This is a genomic window from Paenibacillus sp. FSL R5-0378, from assembly GCF_038009285.1.
Lineage (GTDB): Bacteria > Bacillota > Bacilli > Paenibacillales > Paenibacillaceae > Paenibacillus_AQ > Paenibacillus_AQ favisporus.
The window spans coordinates 1,439,183-1,458,918 of record NZ_JBBPAY010000001.1 but is presented as its reverse complement, the minus strand read 5'-3'; the positions used below and the strand labels follow the sequence as shown (position 1 = coordinate 1,458,918).

Annotated in this window: 10 protein-coding genes, 1 tRNA gene and 3 rRNA genes; 1 reads left to right on the top strand and 13 read right to left on the bottom strand. The window is 52.8% G+C overall.

What is annotated here, in order from left to right; genetic code table 11:
- Positions 1 to 8: 8 nt before the first annotated feature.
- The 10 genes from radA to MKY74_RS06355 form a co-directional block, all read right to left on the bottom strand.
- On the bottom strand, positions 9 to 1,376 hold the full coding sequence (radA, locus tag MKY74_RS06400; protein WP_076176707.1) for a DNA repair protein RadA: 1,368 nt from the start codon (positions 1,374 to 1,376) through the stop codon (positions 9 to 11).
- Positions 1,377 to 1,603: 227 nt separating this feature from the next.
- The gene (clpC, locus tag MKY74_RS06395; protein WP_076176706.1) at positions 1,604 to 4,054 is read right to left on the bottom strand and encodes an ATP-dependent protease ATP-binding subunit ClpC; all 2,451 of its coding nucleotides are present in this window, start codon (positions 4,052 to 4,054) and stop codon (positions 1,604 to 1,606) included.
- A gap of 77 nt (positions 4,055 to 4,131) precedes the next feature.
- Positions 4,132 to 5,190, bottom strand: a complete 1,059-nt coding sequence (locus MKY74_RS06390) for a protein arginine kinase (RefSeq protein WP_076176705.1) — start codon at positions 5,188 to 5,190, stop codon at positions 4,132 to 4,134.
- A 28-nt stretch (positions 5,191 to 5,218) separates the two neighbouring features.
- Complete coding sequence (locus MKY74_RS06385; protein WP_076176704.1) at positions 5,219 to 5,743, bottom strand: UvrB/UvrC motif-containing protein; 525 nt, start codon at positions 5,741 to 5,743, stop codon at positions 5,219 to 5,221.
- A gap of 29 nt (positions 5,744 to 5,772) precedes the next feature.
- Entirely contained in the window at positions 5,773 to 6,234 is a 462-nt protein-coding gene (locus MKY74_RS06380; protein ID WP_076176703.1) for a CtsR family transcriptional regulator, read from the bottom strand.
- Positions 6,235 to 6,638: 404 nt separating this feature from the next.
- Positions 6,639 to 7,826 carry a GNAT family N-acetyltransferase gene (locus MKY74_RS06375; protein WP_076176702.1) on the bottom strand — a complete coding sequence of 396 codons (1,188 nt, stop codon included), beginning with the start codon at positions 7,824 to 7,826 and terminating at the stop codon, positions 6,639 to 6,641.
- Between the two features lie 383 nt (positions 7,827 to 8,209).
- Positions 8,210 to 8,326, bottom strand: a 5S ribosomal RNA gene (rrf, locus tag MKY74_RS06370).
- A 96-nt stretch (positions 8,327 to 8,422) separates the two neighbouring features.
- Positions 8,423 to 11,352: ribosomal RNA gene (locus MKY74_RS06365) — 23S ribosomal RNA — on the bottom strand.
- A gap of 113 nt (positions 11,353 to 11,465) precedes the next feature.
- Positions 11,466 to 11,541, bottom strand: a tRNA-Ala gene (locus MKY74_RS06360).
- Between the two features lie 124 nt (positions 11,542 to 11,665).
- Positions 11,666 to 13,218, bottom strand: a 16S ribosomal RNA gene (locus tag MKY74_RS06355).
- The 16S, 23S and 5S rRNA genes sit together here with 1 tRNA gene alongside, the layout of an rRNA operon.
- Before the next feature lie 473 nt (positions 13,219 to 13,691).
- Between MKY74_RS06355 and MKY74_RS06350 the strand changes: the two genes are divergently transcribed.
- On the top strand, positions 13,692 to 14,939 hold the full coding sequence (locus MKY74_RS06350) for a molybdopterin-dependent oxidoreductase (RefSeq protein WP_076174492.1): 1,248 nt from the start codon (positions 13,692 to 13,694) through the stop codon (positions 14,937 to 14,939).
- A gap of 22 nt (positions 14,940 to 14,961) precedes the next feature.
- Here MKY74_RS06350 and MKY74_RS06345 read toward each other — a convergent pair whose 3' ends face one another.
- The 3 genes from MKY74_RS06345 to ligA form a co-directional block, all read right to left on the bottom strand.
- A complete protein-coding gene (locus MKY74_RS06345; RefSeq protein ID WP_076174494.1) occupies positions 14,962 to 16,824 on the bottom strand; it encodes a transglycosylase domain-containing protein in 1,863 nt (620 codons plus the stop codon).
- Complete coding sequence (locus MKY74_RS06340; RefSeq protein WP_076174496.1) at positions 16,821 to 17,432, bottom strand: hypothetical protein; 612 nt, start codon at positions 17,430 to 17,432, stop codon at positions 16,821 to 16,823. The genes MKY74_RS06345 and MKY74_RS06340 overlap by 4 nt, the downstream gene beginning before the upstream one ends.
- A gap of 258 nt (positions 17,433 to 17,690) precedes the next feature.
- Complete coding sequence (gene ligA, locus MKY74_RS06335) at positions 17,691 to 19,712, bottom strand: NAD-dependent DNA ligase LigA (RefSeq protein WP_076174498.1); 2,022 nt, start codon at positions 19,710 to 19,712, stop codon at positions 17,691 to 17,693.
- Positions 19,713 to 19,736 lie beyond the last annotated feature (24 nt).

The following is a 19,736-nucleotide window of genomic DNA, read 5'->3' as shown; positions in this document are numbered from 1 at the left end:
TTTGCCCCCTAATCTAACGCGACCGCTAGTGCATCTGCAACGGTACTCACTCCGATGATTTCAATACCTTTGGGGTGCCTCCATCCTTTCAAACTTTTCTCCGGTAAAATAATCCGCTTGAACCCCAGCTTCTCCGCTTCCCGGACGCGCTGTTCCACACGGGAGACGCCCCGGACTTCGCCGGTCAGGCCGACTTCGCCGAACATGACGTCATACGGCTTTGTCGGAATATCCCGAAAGCTGGAGGCGATGCTGACAGCGATGGCCAGATCGACTGCCGGTTCGTCCAGCTTGACGCCCCCCGCCACGTTCAGGTACGCATCCTGATTCTGCAGGAACATGCCCATCCGCTTCTCCAGCACTGCAATGATCAGTCCCATCCGGTGATGGTCGATCCCGGTGCACATGCGCCGGGGTGACGGAAAATGCGTGGAAGAGATCAAGGCCTGAAGCTCGACCAGGACGGGTCTGGTGCCCTCCATGCTGGCCACGACCGTGGATCCCGCCACGCCGAGAGGACGTTCGGACAGAAACAGCTCCGACGGGTTCCCTACTTCGACCAGCCCGACCTCGTTCATCTCGAAAATGCCGATCTCATTCGTCGATCCAAAGCGGTTCTTAACGGCTCTTAACAGCCGGTAGGTATGATGACGCTCGCCTTCAAAATAAAGCACACAGTCCACCATATGCTCCAGCAGCCTCGGTCCGGCGATGGCCCCTTCCTTTGTAACATGCCCCACAAGGACGGTGGCGATGCCGAGCCCCTTGGCTACCCGCATAAACCGGGCCGTACATTCCCGGACCTGCGCCACGCTTCCCGGCGCGCTGGTCACCTCGGGAATGTAGACCGTCTGGATGGAGTCGATCACCAGAAACTGAGGCTTTACACTCTCGATCGCCTCTTCGATCAGATCCATATTCGTCTCGCACAGAACGTACAGTTCCGGCGACAGGGCACCGAGGCGATCCGCCCGGAGCCTGGTCTGACGGACCGATTCCTCACCGGACACGTACAGCACGCGCAGGCCGGACTGCGTCAGGGCGTGCGACGTTTGCAGGAGCAGGGTCGACTTGCCGATGCCGGGGTCGCCCCCGACAAGAATGAGCGATCCGGGAACGATCCCGCCGCCCAGAACGCGGTTGAGCTCGCCGATCCCGGTCAGCACCCTTGCTTCCTGGCTGCTCTCTATATTTATGATCGAAAGCGGCTTTTCTTTACTATGAAAAAGCGGGGAATTCATCCCCTGCGTCTTGATGATGCTTTCCGTTTCTTCTACCATCGAGTTCCAGGCCTGGCAGCCCGGACACTTTCCGTACCACTTGGCAGCTTCATAGCCGCACTCGGTACAGTAAAATTTCGTTTTCGATTTGGCCATGCTCTCTCCTTTGCTGCCGCCAATTTGTCTAATTATGTCGTTACCTCAGAATTTTGGCATTATTTTAAGTTTACCATTTATTAAGATTTATCGTAAAGTCTATCCAAAAACTTTACATTGATTTATCACTGCGATACAAACAGAAAAGGGACCGACCCGCCGGGTCCATAAAAACCGGCGGGGCAATCCCTTGTTGTTTCAGGCTTCGTATGAAGTCACCGGCTCATTTACGACTGTGTATTGGCCGATACATTTTCGTTTTTGCTGACCGTCAGCGCGCCGTTCTCTTCATCGATAATCAGCGAGTCGCCCTTGGACACATGGCCCGTGAGCAATTCTTCCGACAGACGATCCTCAATATGCTTCTGGATCGCCCGGCGAAGCGGACGGGCACCGAATGCCGGGTCGTAGCCTTCTTTGGCGAGGAATGCCTTGGCTTTATCCGTCAGGGTAAAGTCGACATTGAATTCGCGCAGGCGTTTACGCAGCTCTTCGGTCATCGTCGTCACGATTTCGGCGATGTGCTTCTCTTCGAGCGAGTGGAAGACGATGATTTCGTCGATCCGGTTCAGGAACTCCGGACGGAAGCTCTTCTTCAGCTCTCCCATCACTTTATCCTTCATGTTGTTGTAATCGGCCCCGGCGTCAGCGGCGGCCGTGAAGCCCATCGTGGAGTTCCGCTTGATCGCTTCCGCACCGACGTTAGAGGTCAGAATGATCAGCGTGTTGCGGAAGTCCACCACACGGCCCTTGGAGTCGGTCAGACGGCCGTCTTCCAGCACTTGAAGCAGAATGTTGAATACTTCAGGGTGTGCCTTCTCGATTTCGTCCAGCAGAACGACCGAGTACGGCTTGCGGCGTACTTTTTCGGTCAGCTGGCCGCCTTCGTCATAGCCGACGTATCCCGGAGGCGCTCCGACCAGCCGGGACGTGGAGTGTTTCTCCATGTACTCGGACATGTCGATGCGGACTACCGCATTTTCGTCGCCGAACATCGCTTCGGCCAGCGCACGGGCCAGCTCGGTTTTACCGACACCCGTAGGTCCAAGGAAGATGAACGATCCAATCGGACGTTTCGGATCCTTCAGACCGGCACGAGAACGTCTTACCGCGCGGCTGACCGCCTTGACGGCTTCTTCCTGGCCGATAACGCGCTCGTGGAGAATGGTCTCCATATTCAGCAGGCGTTCCGTTTCTTCTTCCTTCAGCTTGCTGACCGGAATACCGGTCCAGCTGGCTACAACCTGGGCGATATCCTCAGGCGTCACTTCGGAGTCCGTACGGCCCTGTTTCTCTTTCCATTGGTTCTTCGTAACGTCGAGCTCTTCGCGGATCTTCTGCTCCGTATCGCGAAGGGCGGCCGCTTTCTCGAATTCCTGGCTTTGCACGGCCGAATCTTTTTCCTTGCGGATATCTTCAAGCCGGCTTTCCAGTTCTTTCAGATTCGGCGGAATGGTGTACGTGTGAAGCCTTACCTTGGAGCCCGCCTCGTCGATCAGGTCGATCGCTTTATCCGGCAGGAACCGGTCGGAAATGTAGCGGTCCGACAGCTTCACGGCTTCCACGATCGCCTCATCCGTAATTTTCACACGGTGATGCGCTTCGTAGCGGTCGCGCAGGCCGAACAGAATTTGAATCGCTTCTTCCGGAGACGGCTGATCCACCGTGATCGGTTGGAAACGGCGCTCCAGAGCGGCGTCCTTCTCGATATATTTGCGGTACTCATCCAGCGTGGTGGCACCGATGCACTGCAGCTCGCCGCGGGCAAGCGACGGCTTCAGAATGTTGGATGCGTCGATAGCGCCTTCCGCGCCGCCGGCACCGATCAGCGTGTGCAGCTCGTCGATAAAGAGGATGATGTTGCCCGCTTGGCGGATCTCATCCATGATTTTCTTCAAGCGGTCCTCGAACTCGCCGCGGTATTTCGTACCGGCTACAACCGATCCCATGTCCAGCGTCATGACGCGTTTGTCGCGCAGCGTTTCCGGGATTTCGTTGTTGATGATCTTTTGCGCTAGGCCTTCGGCGATGGCGGTTTTACCGACCCCCGGCTCACCGATCAGCACCGGATTGTTTTTGGTCCGGCGGCTGAGGACCTGGATAACTCTTTCAATTTCGTTGCTGCGTCCGATAACCGGATCCAGATTGCCTTCCTTGGCAATCGCAGTCAAGTCACGGGCCAGGCTGTCGAGCGTCGGCGTGCTGACGTTGGATTGGTTGCCGTGATGGCTGGATACAGCCTCGCTGCTGCCCAGCAGCTGCAGCACTTGCTGGCGTGCCTTATTCAGGCTGATGCCAAGATTATTCAACACACGGGCGGCTACGCCTTCGCCTTCGCGAATGAGGCCGAGCAGGATGTGCTCTGTGCCCACATACGTATGACCCAATTTGCGCGCTTCGTCCATGGACAGTTCAATTACCTTTTTGGCGCGAGGGGTATAAGCGATATTCGTCGGCTGTTCCTGCCCCCGTCCGATGAGCGTCTCCACTTCATCCTGGATTTTTTCAAGGCCAAGTCCGAGTCCGATTAAAGCTTTAGCGGCTATGCCGTCCCCTTCCCGGATCAGTCCGAGCAAAATATGCTCCGTACCAATGTTGTTATGCCCTAAACGAACCGCTTCCTCTTGTGCCAATGCGAGCACCTTCTGCGCACGTTCCGTAAATCTTCCGAACATCATATCTCCTGCACCTCCATGAGTTTTATCATCGCTTCTCCACTTGCGTTCTTCATCGTAAAGCTGTATATCATAAAGGCTCAGCGCTTTCCGAGGGTTTCCCGGATGAGCTTCGCCCGGTAAATATCGCGTTCTTCGGTGTTCATCTCGTGACCGTAAGTTTTCTGCAGGAAGCCCGGCTGGGTCATCACATTCAGTTCATTCATCACCGAAATAGACGGTCCCTCAAGAATCCCGAGATCCACTCCAAGGCGCACGTCGGAGAGACGCTGCCCTGCCTCTTTCGAATCCATCACTTCCGCGTAGGATAAAATCCCATAGGACCGTTTGATGCGGTCGGTAATGCGGAGTCTGGAATCGTTCATAAGCCGCGTGCGTGCATTTTTCTCATGCTCGATAATCTGCAGCACAACGCTGTGGAGGTTGTCGATGATTTCATTCTCGGTCTGTCCCAAGGTAATCTGATTCGAGATTTGGAACAGGTTACCTATTGCTTCGCTGCCTTCCCCGTAAATTCCTCTAACGGTGAGCCCAACTTGTGAAACAGCGGATAAAATCCGGTTGATCTGCTGGGTCATCACCAGCGCCGGGAGGTGCATCATGACCGAAGCCCGCAGGCCTGTGCCCACATTGGTTGGACAGCTGGTCAAGTACCCGTGCTTATCGTCAAAGGCGTAATCGATATATTCCTCAAATTTATCGTCAATGCTCGAGGCCTTCTCCCAGGCTTGGCGGATTTGAAAACCGGGGTATAGACATTGAATGCGAAGATGGTCCTCTTCGTTAATCATAATGCTGACCGATTCGTCCTCACTGAGGATGACCGCGCCGTTCTGGGATTCATTCGCCAAATTGGGGCTGATCAAATGCTTCTCTACCAGCACCCTTTTGTCCAGCGGATCGATGTGGTCGAGCTCCACGGTATAAAAAGTTCCAAAAGACTGAAGGTGATCACTGGGAATACCCGTCAGACGTTTGAGCACTTCCTCCGCCTGCTGGCGAGTGGCCAATAGCGGAAAAGGAAGATGCTGCAGGTTGCGCGCAACCCGAACCCGGCTGCTGATGACGATTTCGGAAGCATCGGCTTGGCCGCGCATCCAATCGCTCAGCGCTTTCTCGGTAAACCGGAGATTTGGCATCACGCATTCCTCCTCCTTCGAGTGAACTTTACTGTTCCGACAATTCTTTCTCAAGCTTACGGATCTGGTCGCGCAGCTTCGCAGCCTCTTCGAATTCCTCTTCGTGAATACGCTGCTGAAGCTCGAGCTTCAAGCCGTCGATTTTCCGTTTGGCTTGAATTTTGCTGCCGCCTCTCTTAGGCAGCTTGCCGACATGTACGGTACTGCCGTGAACTCTTTTGAGCAGAGGGTCCAGGCGGTTGCCGAAGTACTTATAACAGGAGCTGCAGCCGAACCGGCCGATCTTGCTAAACTGCGAGTACGTCATCCCGCACTCTTCACATCTCAGCGATTGAGCAGCCTTGGCGCTGCTTGCCGCCCCTTTGCCGGCCATGTCAATGTCCATGAGACCAGACAGCAGGCTGTGTATAGAAAATCCGCCAGAGGTTCCGGGGATCATTTCCCCTTTCTCCCGGGCACAGGATTCGCAAAAATGAAACTCCGTCTTCTCACCATTCACAATCTTGGTAAAATGGAGAGTCGCCGGTCTCTTACCACATTCTTGGCAAAGCATACCGATGTACCTCCTTTTTCTCCGTAAGCCTATTTGCCTAACAAAGAAATCAGCATCGCCTTCATCAGCCGAGCACGTATCTCATCCCGGTAAGGAAGCTTGATCATCAGGCACTCTCTGGATATCGCGGCGCGCATAATGCTCGCTTCGCGTTTGCTAAGGATGCGTGCCTCCTCCAACTGATAGATCAGCCCTTCGGCCACGTTCTGATCGATGCGTTCCCCAATCGTTTGGTGGAGATGCGTATGAAGCGCCGAGTATTGCGGGAGTTCAATCCGTTGAATCCGGATATACCCTCCGCCACCGCGCTTGCTTTCCACAAGATAACCTTTTTCCAGCGTGAATCGTGTACTGATCACATAGTTGATCTGGGATGGAACGCATGAGAACTGATCAGCCAGATCGTTGCGCTGAATTTCAATCATTCCTTCGGGACTATCATGCAGAATACCCTTCAGATATTGTTCAATAATATCAGAGATATTACGCATTGTTCATCCTCCATTACGTTAAAACGTCAAGACCTTCATGGTCATTCGTTAGTCCGTTCGCATACCCAAACCATCTCCTTTAAACTTAACCAATGGTCTTGGGCTCGAATCTGGATCTTAACCCGGTGAATATGTTATAACTGATCTAAACCTTGCGCATTCACTATTGTGAGTTCAACCGTAAACAAACATACATTTGAATTTACGTTGACTTTGACTTTCTTTGATCTAAATTATAACATATTCTCACGTTTTGCCAAGAGGGTGTATCTTCATTTTTGACGTTCTCCTTCTTTTTATACCGCACCGATACGAAATAACCCCCTGCAACGTATGCAGAGGGTTATTATTCTGACCGGATCCCGGCTCATTAGAATTGTACAGCAAGGTATTTTATTCCATAATTAAAAGAAGTCCATAAACAAGGTCTGTCGGACGGGGATCCGCGCTTCCAGGATGCTCACTGCCTTCGCACTGCCTGCAATTCGTCCGGATTGGTATAGTTCAGCCGGCCGTTTGAACCCCGTCAGCAGGACGGTCAGTGCCTGGATGTCGCAGCTAAGGATCTCTTCCTGCTGTTCTTGAGATGAATCCAGGGGAGAGACCGATGCGGTTCCGTCCGATGAGAACGCCCAGCTCCAAACGCCTTCATTCCAAGGTGCATACATATCCGTCAGCTGAATCGTTAGACGCTCGGATCCCCCCTCGCCGGAGGCTGTAAAAGGATACGTTTCGACGAGTTTCTTCATATTTACGACACGGGCCATCCCATATGGGATAATCTCCTGGTTAATCCGCGGATCGGCCAAATGATATGTAAGACTGTCATCCATCGGCATGAAATTGACGATTACTAGCGTCACCATTGAATCGTGATTGGCGATATATGTCCATAGCGCACGGCGTGCCTCATCCGTGACATAAACGAGTTCATCGATGGTAAACTCCTTGTTTTCCACCTTATAAAGAACATATCCTTCCGGCGCACCTGAAGCCGAATAATAAACCGCCGTATGTCCATCCTCGTCCAGTACCGAACGGGTCCACCATTCCCGCGTCCGAACCATTAATCCATTATAACGTTTGGAAAATGCAGCATAGACCGTATCCAGAACATCCACGTCTTTGATATCCCGCCGAACCGCACCTTCAGTGGTGACCTTTGCCGGCAATTTATCGGTCGAAATGACATATTTCTTGTACTCGCTGAACATTTCCCAGCCGTATTTCCGGTAAAACGGGTAGGAAAAAGGATGCAGCATGGAAAAGACCTGCCCGTTCTCATTCATCTGCTGCAGCGCGTGCGTCAACAGATGCTTAATATAACCCTGCCGGCGGTTCTCCGGCCATGTGGAAACGCTCGCAATCCCGCCCATAGGAAAAGTCTCACCTTGAACCGATACCGTAAACGGGATTAACACCAGCTTAGCCGCCAGTTGCTCATCTTCGTCAAAAATGCCCCACACCTGCTCAGGTTTAAATCGTTCTTTGGCCAGCTGCTTCCGATCGGGAGTCATCTTGTATTGAAAAGCATATTCGCTTAGCCGAGTGCTTTGCTCAAATTCTTCTTCCCGTAAATTCCGGATTTCCATGCTTCCACCTCGCCTATTAAGGATGTGCCTGCGAATTCAGTCTGACCATCATCGTCCTGACAATCATTGAATTCAAAGACGAGTATGGCAAAACCTGTGTGCAAAGTCAATCCATCCTGCAATCTATCCTGTTTACCTGGGGACAACTTATATAAAGAATAGGATCTTGTCGTGGTTATTCACGATCATCTGTGGGTTATGGGGATCATTTTGTGTATTTGTGGATGGTTTTTTGGCGAAACGGGGAGTCGAAAACGTTATCTGTGCATAATTAAGATGAAGAAATGTTAAAAACATTGGAGCCTGTGGATGAAAAAAGCCCCTTATCAACAGGAGCGGGGGAACAAAAAAACCACTGTCGATGTTATCAACAGTGGTTCTTCGCTTGGCAACGTCCTACTCTCCCAGGACCCTTCGGTCCAAGTACCATCGGCGCTGGAGGGCTTAACGGTCGTGTTCGGGATGGGTACGCGTGGAACCCCTCCGCTATCGCCACCAAACGTTCAAGTGTTTGATCACCTGAAAACTAGATACGAAACGAATCTGCGAATTAATAAGCATATGCTTCCGTAGCAAGCTTTCTTTCAGAAAGCTTTTAGGATAAGCCCTCGACCGATTAGTATTGGTCAGCTCCATGCATTGCTGCACTTCCACCTCCAACCTATCTACCTCGTCGTCTACAAGGGGTCTTACATACTGGGAAATCTCATCTTGAGGGGGGCTTCACGCTTAGATGCTTTCAGCGCTTATCCCGTCCGTACGTAGCTACCCAGCCATGCTCCTGGCGGAACAACTGGTGCACCAGCGGTACGTCCATCCCGGTCCTCTCGTACTAAGGACAGCTCCTCTCAAATTTCCTACGCCCACGACAGATAGGGACCGAACTGTCTCACGACGTTCTGAACCCAGCTCGCGTACCGCTTTAATGGGCGAACAGCCCAACCCTTGGGACCTACTTCAGCCCCAGGATGCGATGAGCCGACATCGAGGTGCCAAACCTCCCCGTCGATGTGGACTCTTGGGGGAGATAAGCCTGTTATCCCCAGGGTAGCTTTTATCCGTTGAGCGATGGCCCTTCCATGCGGTACCACCGGATCACTAAGCCCGACTTTCGTCCCTGCTCGACTTGTAGGTCTCGCAGTCAAGCTCCCTTCTGCCTTTGCACTCTTCGAATGATTTCCAACCATTCTGAGGGAACCTTGGGGCGCCTCCGTTACTCTTTAGGAGGCGACCGCCCCAGTCAAACTGCCCACCTGACACTGTCCCCATACCGGATCACGGTACCAGGTTAGAACCTAGATACGATCAGGGTGGTATCCCAACGGCGCCTCCACCCAAGCTGGCGCTCAGGTTTCAAAGGCTCCCACCTATCCTGTACAGATCGTACCCAAATCCAATATCAAGCTGCAGTAAAGCTCCATGGGGTCTTTCCGTCTTGTCGCGGGTAACCTGCATCTTCACAGGTATTAAAATTTCACCGGATCTCTCGTTGAGACAGCGCCCAAGTCGTTACGCCATTCGTGCGGGTCAGAATTTACCTGACAAGGAATTTCGCTACCTTAGGACCGTTATAGTTACGGCCGCCGTTTACTGGGGCTTCGGTTCACAGCTTCGGGGTAAACCCCTAACCGCTCCCCTTAACCTTCCAGCACCGGGCAGGCGTCAGCCCGTATACTTCGCCTTGCGGCTTCGCACAGACCTGTGTTTTTGCTAAACAGTCGCTTGGGCCTTTTCACTGCGGCCCCCTCGTGCTATTCACACTACCGGGGCACCCCTTCTCCCGAAGTTACGGGGTCATTTTGCCGAGTTCCTTAACGAGAGTTCTTCCGCGCGCCTTAGAATTCTCTTCTCGCCTACCTGTGTCGGTTTGCGGTACGGGCACCTTCACCTGGTTAGAGGCTTTTCTTGGCAGTGTGAGATCATGACCTTCGGTACTATAATTTTCCCTCCCCGTCACAGCCCAGCCTTAAAGTGTGCGGATTTGCCTACACACCAGCCTCACTGCTTGGACGAGCATCCATCAGCTCGCGTCACTACCCTCCTGCGTCACCCCATCACTCATAACGGTTTACGGTGGTACAGGAATTTCAACCTGTTGTCCTTCGATTACGCCTGTCGGCCTCACCTTAGGTCCCGACTTACCCTGAGCGGACGAGCCTTCCTCAGGAAACCTTGGGCTTTCGGCGGATCAGATTCTCACTGATCTTTTCGTTACTCATACCGGCATTCTCACTTGTATACGCTCCAGCACTCCTTACGGTATACCTTCAACGCTGTATACAACGCTCCCCTACCCCTGATGCATACGCATCAAGCCATAGCTTCGGTGGTGTGTTTAGCCCCGTTACATTTTCGGCGCAGAGTCACTCGACCAGTGAGCTATTACGCACTCTTTCAATGGTGGCTGCTTCTAAGCCAACATCCTGGTTGTCTGTGCAACTCCACATCCTTTCCCACTTAACACACACTTGGGGACCTTAGCTGATGGTCTGGGCTGTTTCCCTTTTGACAATGGATCTTAGCACTCACTGTCTGACTCCCGGTTACAAGTCAATGGCATTCGGAGTTTGACTGAGCTTGGTAACCCTTGCGGGCCCCGCACCCAATCAGTGCTCTACCTCCACGACTCTATTCACCGAGGCTAGCCCTAAAGCTATTTCGGGGAGAACCAGCTATCTCCGAGTTCGATTGGAATTTCTCCGCTACCCCCACCTCATCCCCGAATTTTTCAACATTCGTGGGTTCGGGCCTCCAGTGCGTGTTACCGCACCTTCACCCTGGACAGGGGTAGATCACACGGTTTCGGGTCTACGTCCACGTACTTAATCGCCCTATTCAGACTCGCTTTCGCTGCGGCTCCGGCTTCTCACCTTAACCTTGCACGGGAACGTAACTCGCCGGTTCATTCTACAAAAGGCACGCCATCACCCATAAACAGGGCTCTGACTTCTTGTAAGCACACGGTTTCAGGTTCTATTTCACTCCCCTTCCGGGGTGCTTTTCACCTTTCCCTCACGGTACTGTTTCACTATCGGTCGCTAGGGAGTATTTAGCCTTAGCAGATGGTCCTGCCAGATTCATACGGGGTTTCACGTGCCCCGCACTACTCGGGATCCGTCTCGGAGGGAACTGACTTTCGGCTACAGGGCTTTTACCTTCTATGCCGGGCCTTTCCAGACCTCTTCGCCTAACCAATTCCTTTGTAACTCCATGTGAGACGTCCCACAACCCCGGCCAGCAAGCTGACCGGTTTAGGCTGTTCCGCGTTCGCTCGCCGCTACTGACGGAATCACTCTTGTTTTCTCTTCCTCAGGGTACTTAGATGTTTCAGTTCCCCTGGTATGCCTCACCATAACCTATGTATTCAGTTATGAGTGACTGACTATTACATCAGCCGGGTTTCCCCATTCGGACATCCCCGGATCAAAGCTTGCTTACAGCTCCCCGAGGCAGTATCGTTGTTCGCCACGTCCTTCATCGGCTCCTAGCGCCTAGGCATCCTCCGTGTGCTCTTAGTAGCTTAACCATGCTACTTTTAAAACTTAAACTTGTTGACACAAGTTCAGCTAAAAGGATATTTCTAAAACGCAGATTCGTTTCGTTATCTAGTTTTCAAGGATCAAATCGATGAAAGATGATTGGTGGAGCTAAGCGGGATCGAACCGCTGACCTCCTGCTTGCAAGGCAGGCGCTCTCCCAGCTGAGCTATAGCCCCTCAAATTCCATCAAAACTGAACAAATGGAATGATGTTTGGTTGCTTTGCTTACGCAAATCGGGTACGGCGACTTGCGTCAACCGTTATTTGAATGCTTCCATCGCAGGAAGCGATTCTCCATAGAAAGGAGGTGATCCAGCCGCACCTTCCGATACGGCTACCTTGTTACGACTTCACCCCAATCATCTACCCCACCTTCGGCGGCTGGCTCCTTGCGGTTACCTCACCGACTTCGGGTGTTGTAAACTCTCGTGGTGTGACGGGCGGTGTGTACAAGACCCGGGAACGTATTCACCGCGGCATGCTGATCCGCGATTACTAGCAATTCCGACTTCATGCAGGCGAGTTGCAGCCTGCAATCCGAACTGAGACCAGCTTTGATAGGATTGGCTCCACCTCGCGGCTTCGCTTCCCGTTGTACTGGCCATTGTAGTACGTGTGTAGCCCAGGTCATAAGGGGCATGATGATTTGACGTCATCCCCGCCTTCCTCCGGTTTGTCACCGGCAGTCATTCTAGAGTGCCCACCCGAAGTGCTGGCAACTAAAATCAAGGGTTGCGCTCGTTGCGGGACTTAACCCAACATCTCACGACACGAGCTGACGACAACCATGCACCACCTGTCTCCTCTGTCCCGAAGGAAAGGTCTATCTCTAGACCGGTCAGAGGGATGTCAAGACCTGGTAAGGTTCTTCGCGTTGCTTCGAATTAAACCACATACTCCACTGCTTGTGCGGGTCCCCGTCAATTCCTTTGAGTTTCAGTCTTGCGACCGTACTCCCCAGGCGGAATGCTTAATGTGTTAACTTCGGCACCAAGGGTATCGAAACCCCTAACACCTAGCATTCATCGTTTACGGCGTGGACTACCAGGGTATCTAATCCTGTTTGCTCCCCACGCTTTCGCGCCTCAGCGTCAGTTACAGCCCAGAGAGTCGCCTTCGCCACTGGTGTTCCTCCACATATCTACGCATTTCACCGCTACACGTGGAATTCCACTCTCCTCTTCTGCACTCAAGTCACCCAGTTTCCAGTGCGAACCAAGGTTGAGCCTTGGCCTTAAACACCAGACTTAAATGACCGCCTGCGCGCGCTTTACGCCCAATAATTCCGGACAACGCTTGCCCCCTACGTATTACCGCGGCTGCTGGCACGTAGTTAGCCGGGGCTTTCTTCTCAGGTACCGTCACTCCGATAGCAGTTACTCTATCGGACGTTCTTCCCTGGCAACAGAGCTTTACGATCCGAAAACCTTCATCACTCACGCGGCGTTGCTCCGTCAGGCTTTCGCCCATTGCGGAAGATTCCCTACTGCTGCCTCCCGTAGGAGTCTGGGCCGTGTCTCAGTCCCAGTGTGGCCGTTCACCCTCTCAGGTCGGCTACGCATCGTCGCCTTGGTGAGCCGTTACCTCACCAACTAGCTAATGCGCCGCAGGCCCATCCGCAAGTGACAGATTGCTCCGTCTTTCATCATCCCCTCAGGAGAGGAAATGAGATATCCGGTATTAGCTCACGTTTCCGTGGGTTATCCCGGTCTTGCAGGCAGGTTGCCTACGTGTTACTCACCCGTCCGCCGCTAACTATCAGGAGAGCAAGCTCTCCATCAAGTCCGCTCGACTTGCATGTATTAGGCACGCCGCCAGCGTTCGTCCTGAGCCAGGATCAAACTCTCCAAGAAAGTTTGTAGCTCATTTTGAATCTGACGAGATTGATTTAATCTCAGTTTAAAACATCATCCATTTGTTCAGTTTTCAAGGAACTTGATCGCTGCATTCGACATTATTTTCAATTCCGACGCAGGATTATATTGTATCATGTCATTCATATCGTGTCAACACTTATTTAGCAAGCATTGAGAAGATTTGAATCACCGCCTTGTTTAGCGGCAAGAAATAATATATCACGGATACCGCCTATTATGCAACGGTTTTTTTAAATTTATGTTGTGGTAAAATTTACTTACTTATTGTTAGCCAATTCTCTTCTTCACTGACGTATCTATTTTGCATTAACTGTTGATCGCCTGTCTTAGAATTCTGTTCTTGCTGAAATTGGTTCTTACCATGTGCTTATCTACTCAAAAGAATCATAAGTAGAAGCCATACTCGCAGTACCGTTACTTTGTGTTTTCTTAAACAAGGAGGCTGACAAATGAGCGATTGGTTAAACAAGATCCGCAAGGGCATCGGCAAGAAGCTGGCCGCCATTCACCGCTGGAACGCATTGATGGTTGCTTTTCTGGCATTTAGCGGAGTGATTCTTCCCCTTGGGTTCTGGCGCGAGGTGCTTGGCGGAGGCAGGGTCTGGCTGAAATGGCTTCATATCGGTGTCGGCTTGGCCCTGCTCCTTCCCGTCGTCTACTACCTCTTTCTGGCGGGCAAGCATTGGAAGCTGCTGAAGGACCGCCCGAAGCAGAAGTGGAATGTCATCATCGTACTATTCCTGCTGGCCGGCTGGTTCCTTTCCGGGGTGGTATTGTGGCAGTTCAGAGCATTCGGCCCGGCATGGTCCAACCCCGCTCTGACGATTCACGACCTCTTTACTTGGGTGGGTCTGCCTTATATCATCTACCACTCGGTTACCCGTACCCAATGGCTCAAAGAGCCTCACCGGCGGACGGTAAAGTCCGGGGCTGACCGGCCAGCGGCAGCAAATACTGCAAACGAGCCGCTCTACACGCGCAGAGCTTTCATCCGATCAGCGATCGGGGTAGGTATGGCGGTAGCGTTCGGGCCCTCTTTTATCAAATGGCTGGGCAGCAGTATCGGTTCGTCACAGCAAAACATGGAGGAGCTGCTCGAAAGGGATGCCAACCATCTGGTCCCGGCACCCACACCTGCGGCAGAATCCCTCACTCCAGTCGGTGGAGGCGCTAAAGGAAATTTTCGCATCTACACCGTAACCCCCATTCCCTCATTCGATAATACCAACTGGTCTTTTACTGTAGATGGGCTCGTCAATAAACGGCTGCAGTGGAACTGGGAACAATTCGTTAAGCTTTCGCGTGTGGTCCAGGTCAGCGATTTTCACTGCGTCACCGGCTGGTCGGTGTACCATAACACTTGGGAAGGCATCCCCCTTAAAAAATTGTTGGATGAAGCCGGGGTTCAGCCAGCGGCACAAACTGTGAAGTTTTATTCGGGCGATGGGGTCTACACGGACTCTATAACGATGGAACAGGCTCGCATGGATGACATTATGGTAGCCGTTCTGCACGACGGCAAGCCCATTCCAAGCGATCTCGGCGGTCCGGTACGGCTGATCGTTCCCCAAATGTATACTTATAAGTCCGTCAAATGGTTAAACCGGATTGAATTGATTCAAGGCGACCATGTCGGCTATTGGGAAGAGCGGGGTTACGATAAAAATGCCTGGCTTCCGAACGCCAAAAGGACATAACTCGCTCCTTGCAGCCCTTCAATCAACGCTCAAGCCCCCTCCTCATGACCGCTGAAAACAAGGCGGCGGCCTTCCCGCTGCCTGCGGTCATGTAATGATCCGCATCCGTTCTGTCAAACCCCATCCATACAGCCCCGGTCCATTCCGGCGTATAGCCGACGAACCAAAGATCGCGGTTTCCCTTGCTGCTTACGCCGGGCAGGCCAAGCTGCGTCGTGCCGGTTTTGCCCGCTACCGGCCGGTTCATCCTCGCTTTCATCCCTGTGCCCTCGTTCACGACACCGCGCAGCATGCTCGTCATATTTTCCGCCGTCGAGTGCGAGATGACTTGGCGCTCATTCGGACGGTAGGCATACAGCACCCGACCTTTTGAATCCGTAACCTGCCGTACGAGATGCGCATCACGATAAATCCCTCCGCTGGCAAACACGCTGTACGCCTGCGCCATTTTCAAGGGAGAGACGCCGGAATGAACGCCGCCAAGCGCAATGGACAGATTAGCATCCTCAGAGGTAAGCGAAATGCCCAGCTTCGCCGCGAATTGTATCGCCTTTGTAATCCCTACCTGCTGCAGCAGCCATACGGCCGGAGCATTTACAGACTGCTGCAGCGCTTGCCTCATGGTCATTTGCCCCTGATAGGCTCCGCCCAAATTCTGAGGCCTGTAGCTCCCGTAAGCTATCTTGCGATCCTGAAGCATGCTGTCCGGCGAAAATTTACCGCTCTCAAGGGCCGGGCCGTAAGCGATAATCGGCTTAAAGGCAGAACCCGGCTGCCTGGCATCAACCACAGCCCGGTTCAAGCTGCCTGCAGCCGGATGCCTGCCTCCGGTCAGCGCCACAACCTCTCCCGTCCGATGATCCATAATCACCATCGCTGCTTCAACCTGCTGATCCTTGCCGTCCGGCGGAAAGAAATCCGGGTTGGCAAACGTATCTTCCAGCGCAGCCTGTGCAGCCATATTCATTCCCGTTACGATGATATACCCACCCGTCTTCAACTCTTCCAACGTTTTGCCTGTTCGGAGCGCGGCTTCCTTGAGAGCAGCATCCATATAAGAGGCCCCCAGCACAGGAGGATTCACCTTCGCCGGCGGCTGATATTTCGTATTCATAGCAGACATCATGTCATCACGGGTAATCAGACCTTGACGCTTCATAATGCCAAGCACTACGTTGCGCCGTTGTATGGGCAGGTCGCCCTTATATAACGGATTGTAAATGGACGGTCCCTTCGGTATGGCGGCCAAGGAGGCGATTTGCGCCACACTGAGCTTTTTCAGATCCGTCACTCCGAAATAATGCTCCGCCGCAGATTTGATGCCGAATTGCCCATCCCCCATGTAAATCTCATTCAAATACATTTCCAAAATGTCATGCTTGGACAAGCGTTTCTCCAGCGACAAAGCGATGGAAGCCTCGTTCAGCTTGCGCAGCAGCGTTTGATCCCGGTTCAGATACAGATTTCGGGCCAGCTGCTGCGTAATGGTGCTACCGCCTTCCGAAATCCGCATATGGATGGAGTTGGTGTATACCGCACGTGCAATCCCTTTGTAATCCAGCCCATGATGTCCATAAAAACTCCGGTCCTCCACCGCCAAAAAAGTGTTCAGCAGCAAATCAGGCATTTCTTCCAGTTGTGCCTTGGCCCTGTATCCCGACTCCGGCAGTGGTATTTTTCGAAGCTTGGTCCCATCCGAAGCCACCAGGATGCTCGACTCCGGCAATATCAGTTTCTCGGGATGACGCCCCACGACGATACCTCCGTACGTATGTACATAAAACAAACCAGCCAGTACGATCACCGCACCGATGACCGCTATATCGAATGAGAGGTAGAACCCCCTCATCACCTTACGCCAAACCTTTGCCTGCAGGCTGTTCATGACGCCGTCATCAGGCTTTCCAGAAGCCTCTCCAATCCTTGCGCTTCCCGTTTCACGGATTCCATATCGAAATCTGGCAGCCGCTGACTGTCCAAATCCGCAGCCTCCAATGTGCGGAGCAGAGATTTGATTCGCAAAATGACTGCCATGACCTCTTCGTTGTCCAGAAGTGGAGTCGTTTCGTTTTGGATGGGCGGTGTGGATATTCGATCGGCTAAAGATGTTGTCATCCATCTACGAATGCCTTGTAAGTGGCTTGCCAATGCTTTTAACTCACCACCGGAGGCAACTTTCAGTTCACGAAAGGATCCTCGATCTGCCAGCTCCTCCGCCGCTCTCACGATCTGTTTCATATCATCCGCAAGTTTTTGCGAGCGAAACATGAACAAACCGGCAAACACGATCAAAAAAACAACGGCGGCTATCGGCGTTCTACCAATATAGTTCACCAAACCACGGGCCAGCCTGGCAAAAAATGAGTCGGGCGAAACATGTGCATAGGACCACACAAAGACACGGTATGTCAAAAAAAGTACGATACCGCTTAACAAAGCGCTGCCCGTCACTGTATACAGATAAGCAGTCCGAACCGTTAACCATTTCCTCAAAACTCAGGCCTCCTCTCAGCAAAGCGGAAAACTCACCCACTTATGTGCAAAAGGATACCAGACAATTCTTAACAAACACCCGCGAAATCCTTAACATTCCCTTAAAATTCCACCGCAAGCAGAAATCCGGCTCCATGCAGAGTGCCCCTTCATGCGAGTTCCATCGACGATCAAAACAGCAACATCCGCATGAGAAAAAAGAAAAAGCCCTAGGCCCATTTTTCAATGAGCCCGGACTTTGTTGGTCACGTTCAATAACTAGTTCGCTTCTTCGTTCAAAAGACGAATGAACTCGTCCTCGTCCTCGATCACCTGGATGCCGAGCTGCTTCGCTTTGGCCAGCTTGCTGCCGGCCTTCTCTCCGGCAATGAGCAGGTCCGTCTTGGCCGAGACGCTGCCCGTCACTTTCGCTCCCAGCGCCTCCAGCTGCGCAGACGCCTCGTCGCGGGTCATTTGGTGCAGCGTGCCGGTCAATACGACCGTTTTCCCGCTGAAGAAGGAGTCGGTTTTAACCGCCTGAGGTGCCTCAGGCGCCTTCGCTTGTACGCCGAGAGAGAGCATTTTCTCGATGCCCGCCACCACAAACGGATCGGCAAAGAAGTTCACGATGCTCTCGGCGACAATGCCGCCGACATCCGGAAGAGCGATTAACTCCTCTATGTCGGCTTTCATCACAGCATGGAGATCCCGGTAATGGTCCGCCAGCATTTTGGCCGTGGATTTGCCGGTGTTGGGAATACCCAATGCGTACAGGAAGGAAGCGAGATCCCTGCCCTTGCTTTTTTCAATCGCCTCCAGCAGATTCATCGCCTTTTTCTCGCCAAAACGATCCAGCTTCACCAGCTGCTCAAACGTCAGCTCATACAGTTCCGCCGCTTCGTGCACGTTCAGTTCGTCGTACAGCTGTCCGGCTGTCTTATCGCTGAACGTCTCGATATCCATCGCGTCACGGGAGGCGAAATGCGTAATCCGCCCGATGATTTGCGGCCTGCAGTTCAGCTTGTTGTTGCAGAACAGATGGGCGCCGCGCATTTCCAGCGGGAAGCCGCACGCCGGGCAATGCTCCGGATAAATGATTTCACCGCCGTCGTTCTCTTCGGTCACCTTACCCAAAATCTCCGGAATGACGTCGTTGGAACGGCGGATAAACACGCGCGTACCCAGCGCATATTTCAGGTTTTTGCGCTCGATGTCCCCCACGTTGTTCAGCGTACAGTTCTGAACGGTAACGCCTGCCAGCTCCACCGCTTCTACCCGGGCGAGCGGAGTTACTTTACCGGTACGGCCTACGTTCCAGCTGACGGACTCCAGCACGGTTGTCGTCTCTTCCGCCTCGAATTTGTAGGCTACCGCCCAGCGAGGGAATTTGTCCGTATACCCGAGCGCCTCGCGCGTGCGCATGTCGACGATTTTGATAACGGCTCCGTCAATGAGATAGTCCAGGCTGGAACGGCGCTCCTGAATTTCGGCCAGCTGCTCCATCACATCGTCGAAGTTATCGAAATACGTGATGTACGGATTGACTTTAAAATGATTTTCCCGCAGAAAATCCATCATTTCCTTATGGCTGTCGAACCGGATGTTATCCGAATAGCCCACGTTGTAGAAATAGGCATTCAACCGGCGCTCGGCCGTCACCTTCGGATTCAGGTTGCGCAGCGCTCCCGCCGCCCCGTTCCGGGCGTTCTTGAGCGGCTCTGCCGCCGTCTTGTTGTACTCCTCAAGCACAGAGAGGTTCATTATCCCTTCGCCTTGGACCTCGATCGTTCCGTCCTTATATGGAATGCTCAAAGGCACAGACTTAATCGTCTTGATCTGCGGAAGGATGCCTTCGCCGACCACGCCGTTTCCACGCGTAGCCGCCTGAACCAATCTTCCGTTGGTATAGGTCAAATTGAGCGTGAGCCCGTCAAACTTCAGCTCCACCGCATAGCTCAGCTCGGGCAGAGGGTTATCCGGGTTTTTCTTGTTATAGTCTTGAACCAGCCTTACAGCCCTTGCGTTCCAGCTGCCAAGCTGTTCGATATTTTGGGCCTTATCCAGGCTCCACAGCGGAGCCAGATGACGATGCTGGACAAATCCTTTGAGCAGCTCTCCCCCTACACGCTGTGTCGGAGAATCCGGCAGCGTCATGCCGGTCTCCTTCTCCAATGCAACGAGCTGGTCGTACAAAGCGTCGTACTCTTTATCGCTAATGACAGGCGCATCCAGCGTGTAGTATTGATAATTGTGCTTATTCAGCTCGGCTACGAGCTGCTCCATGGTCAACTTCGGATCCATGCAGGGTCATCCCTCCGTCTATAG

Coding starts and splice junctions, on each gene's coding strand:
- MKY74_RS06380 (WP_076176703.1), bottom strand. CDS start 6,234: ATGCGTAATATCTCTGATATTATTGAACAATATCTGAAGGGTATTCTG.
- ligA (WP_076174498.1), bottom strand. CDS start 19,712: ATGGATCCGAAGTTGACCATGGAGCAGCTCGTAGCCGAGCTGAATAAG.
- MKY74_RS06385 (WP_076176704.1), bottom strand. CDS start 5,743: ATGCTTTGCCAAGAATGTGGTAAGAGACCGGCGACTCTCCATTTTACC.
- radA (WP_076176707.1), bottom strand. CDS start 1,376: ATGGCCAAATCGAAAACGAAATTTTACTGTACCGAGTGCGGCTATGAA.
- MKY74_RS06345 (WP_076174494.1), bottom strand. CDS start 16,824: ATGAACAGCCTGCAGGCAAAGGTTTGGCGTAAGGTGATGAGGGGGTTC.
- MKY74_RS06390 (WP_076176705.1), bottom strand. CDS start 5,190: ATGCCAAATCTCCGGTTTACCGAGAAAGCGCTGAGCGATTGGATGCGC.
- clpC (WP_076176706.1), bottom strand. CDS start 4,054: ATGATGTTCGGAAGATTTACGGAACGTGCGCAGAAGGTGCTCGCATTG.
- MKY74_RS06350 (WP_076174492.1), top strand. CDS start 13,692: ATGAGCGATTGGTTAAACAAGATCCGCAAGGGCATCGGCAAGAAGCTG.
- MKY74_RS06375 (WP_076176702.1), bottom strand. CDS start 7,826: ATGGAAATCCGGAATTTACGGGAAGAAGAATTTGAGCAAAGCACTCGG.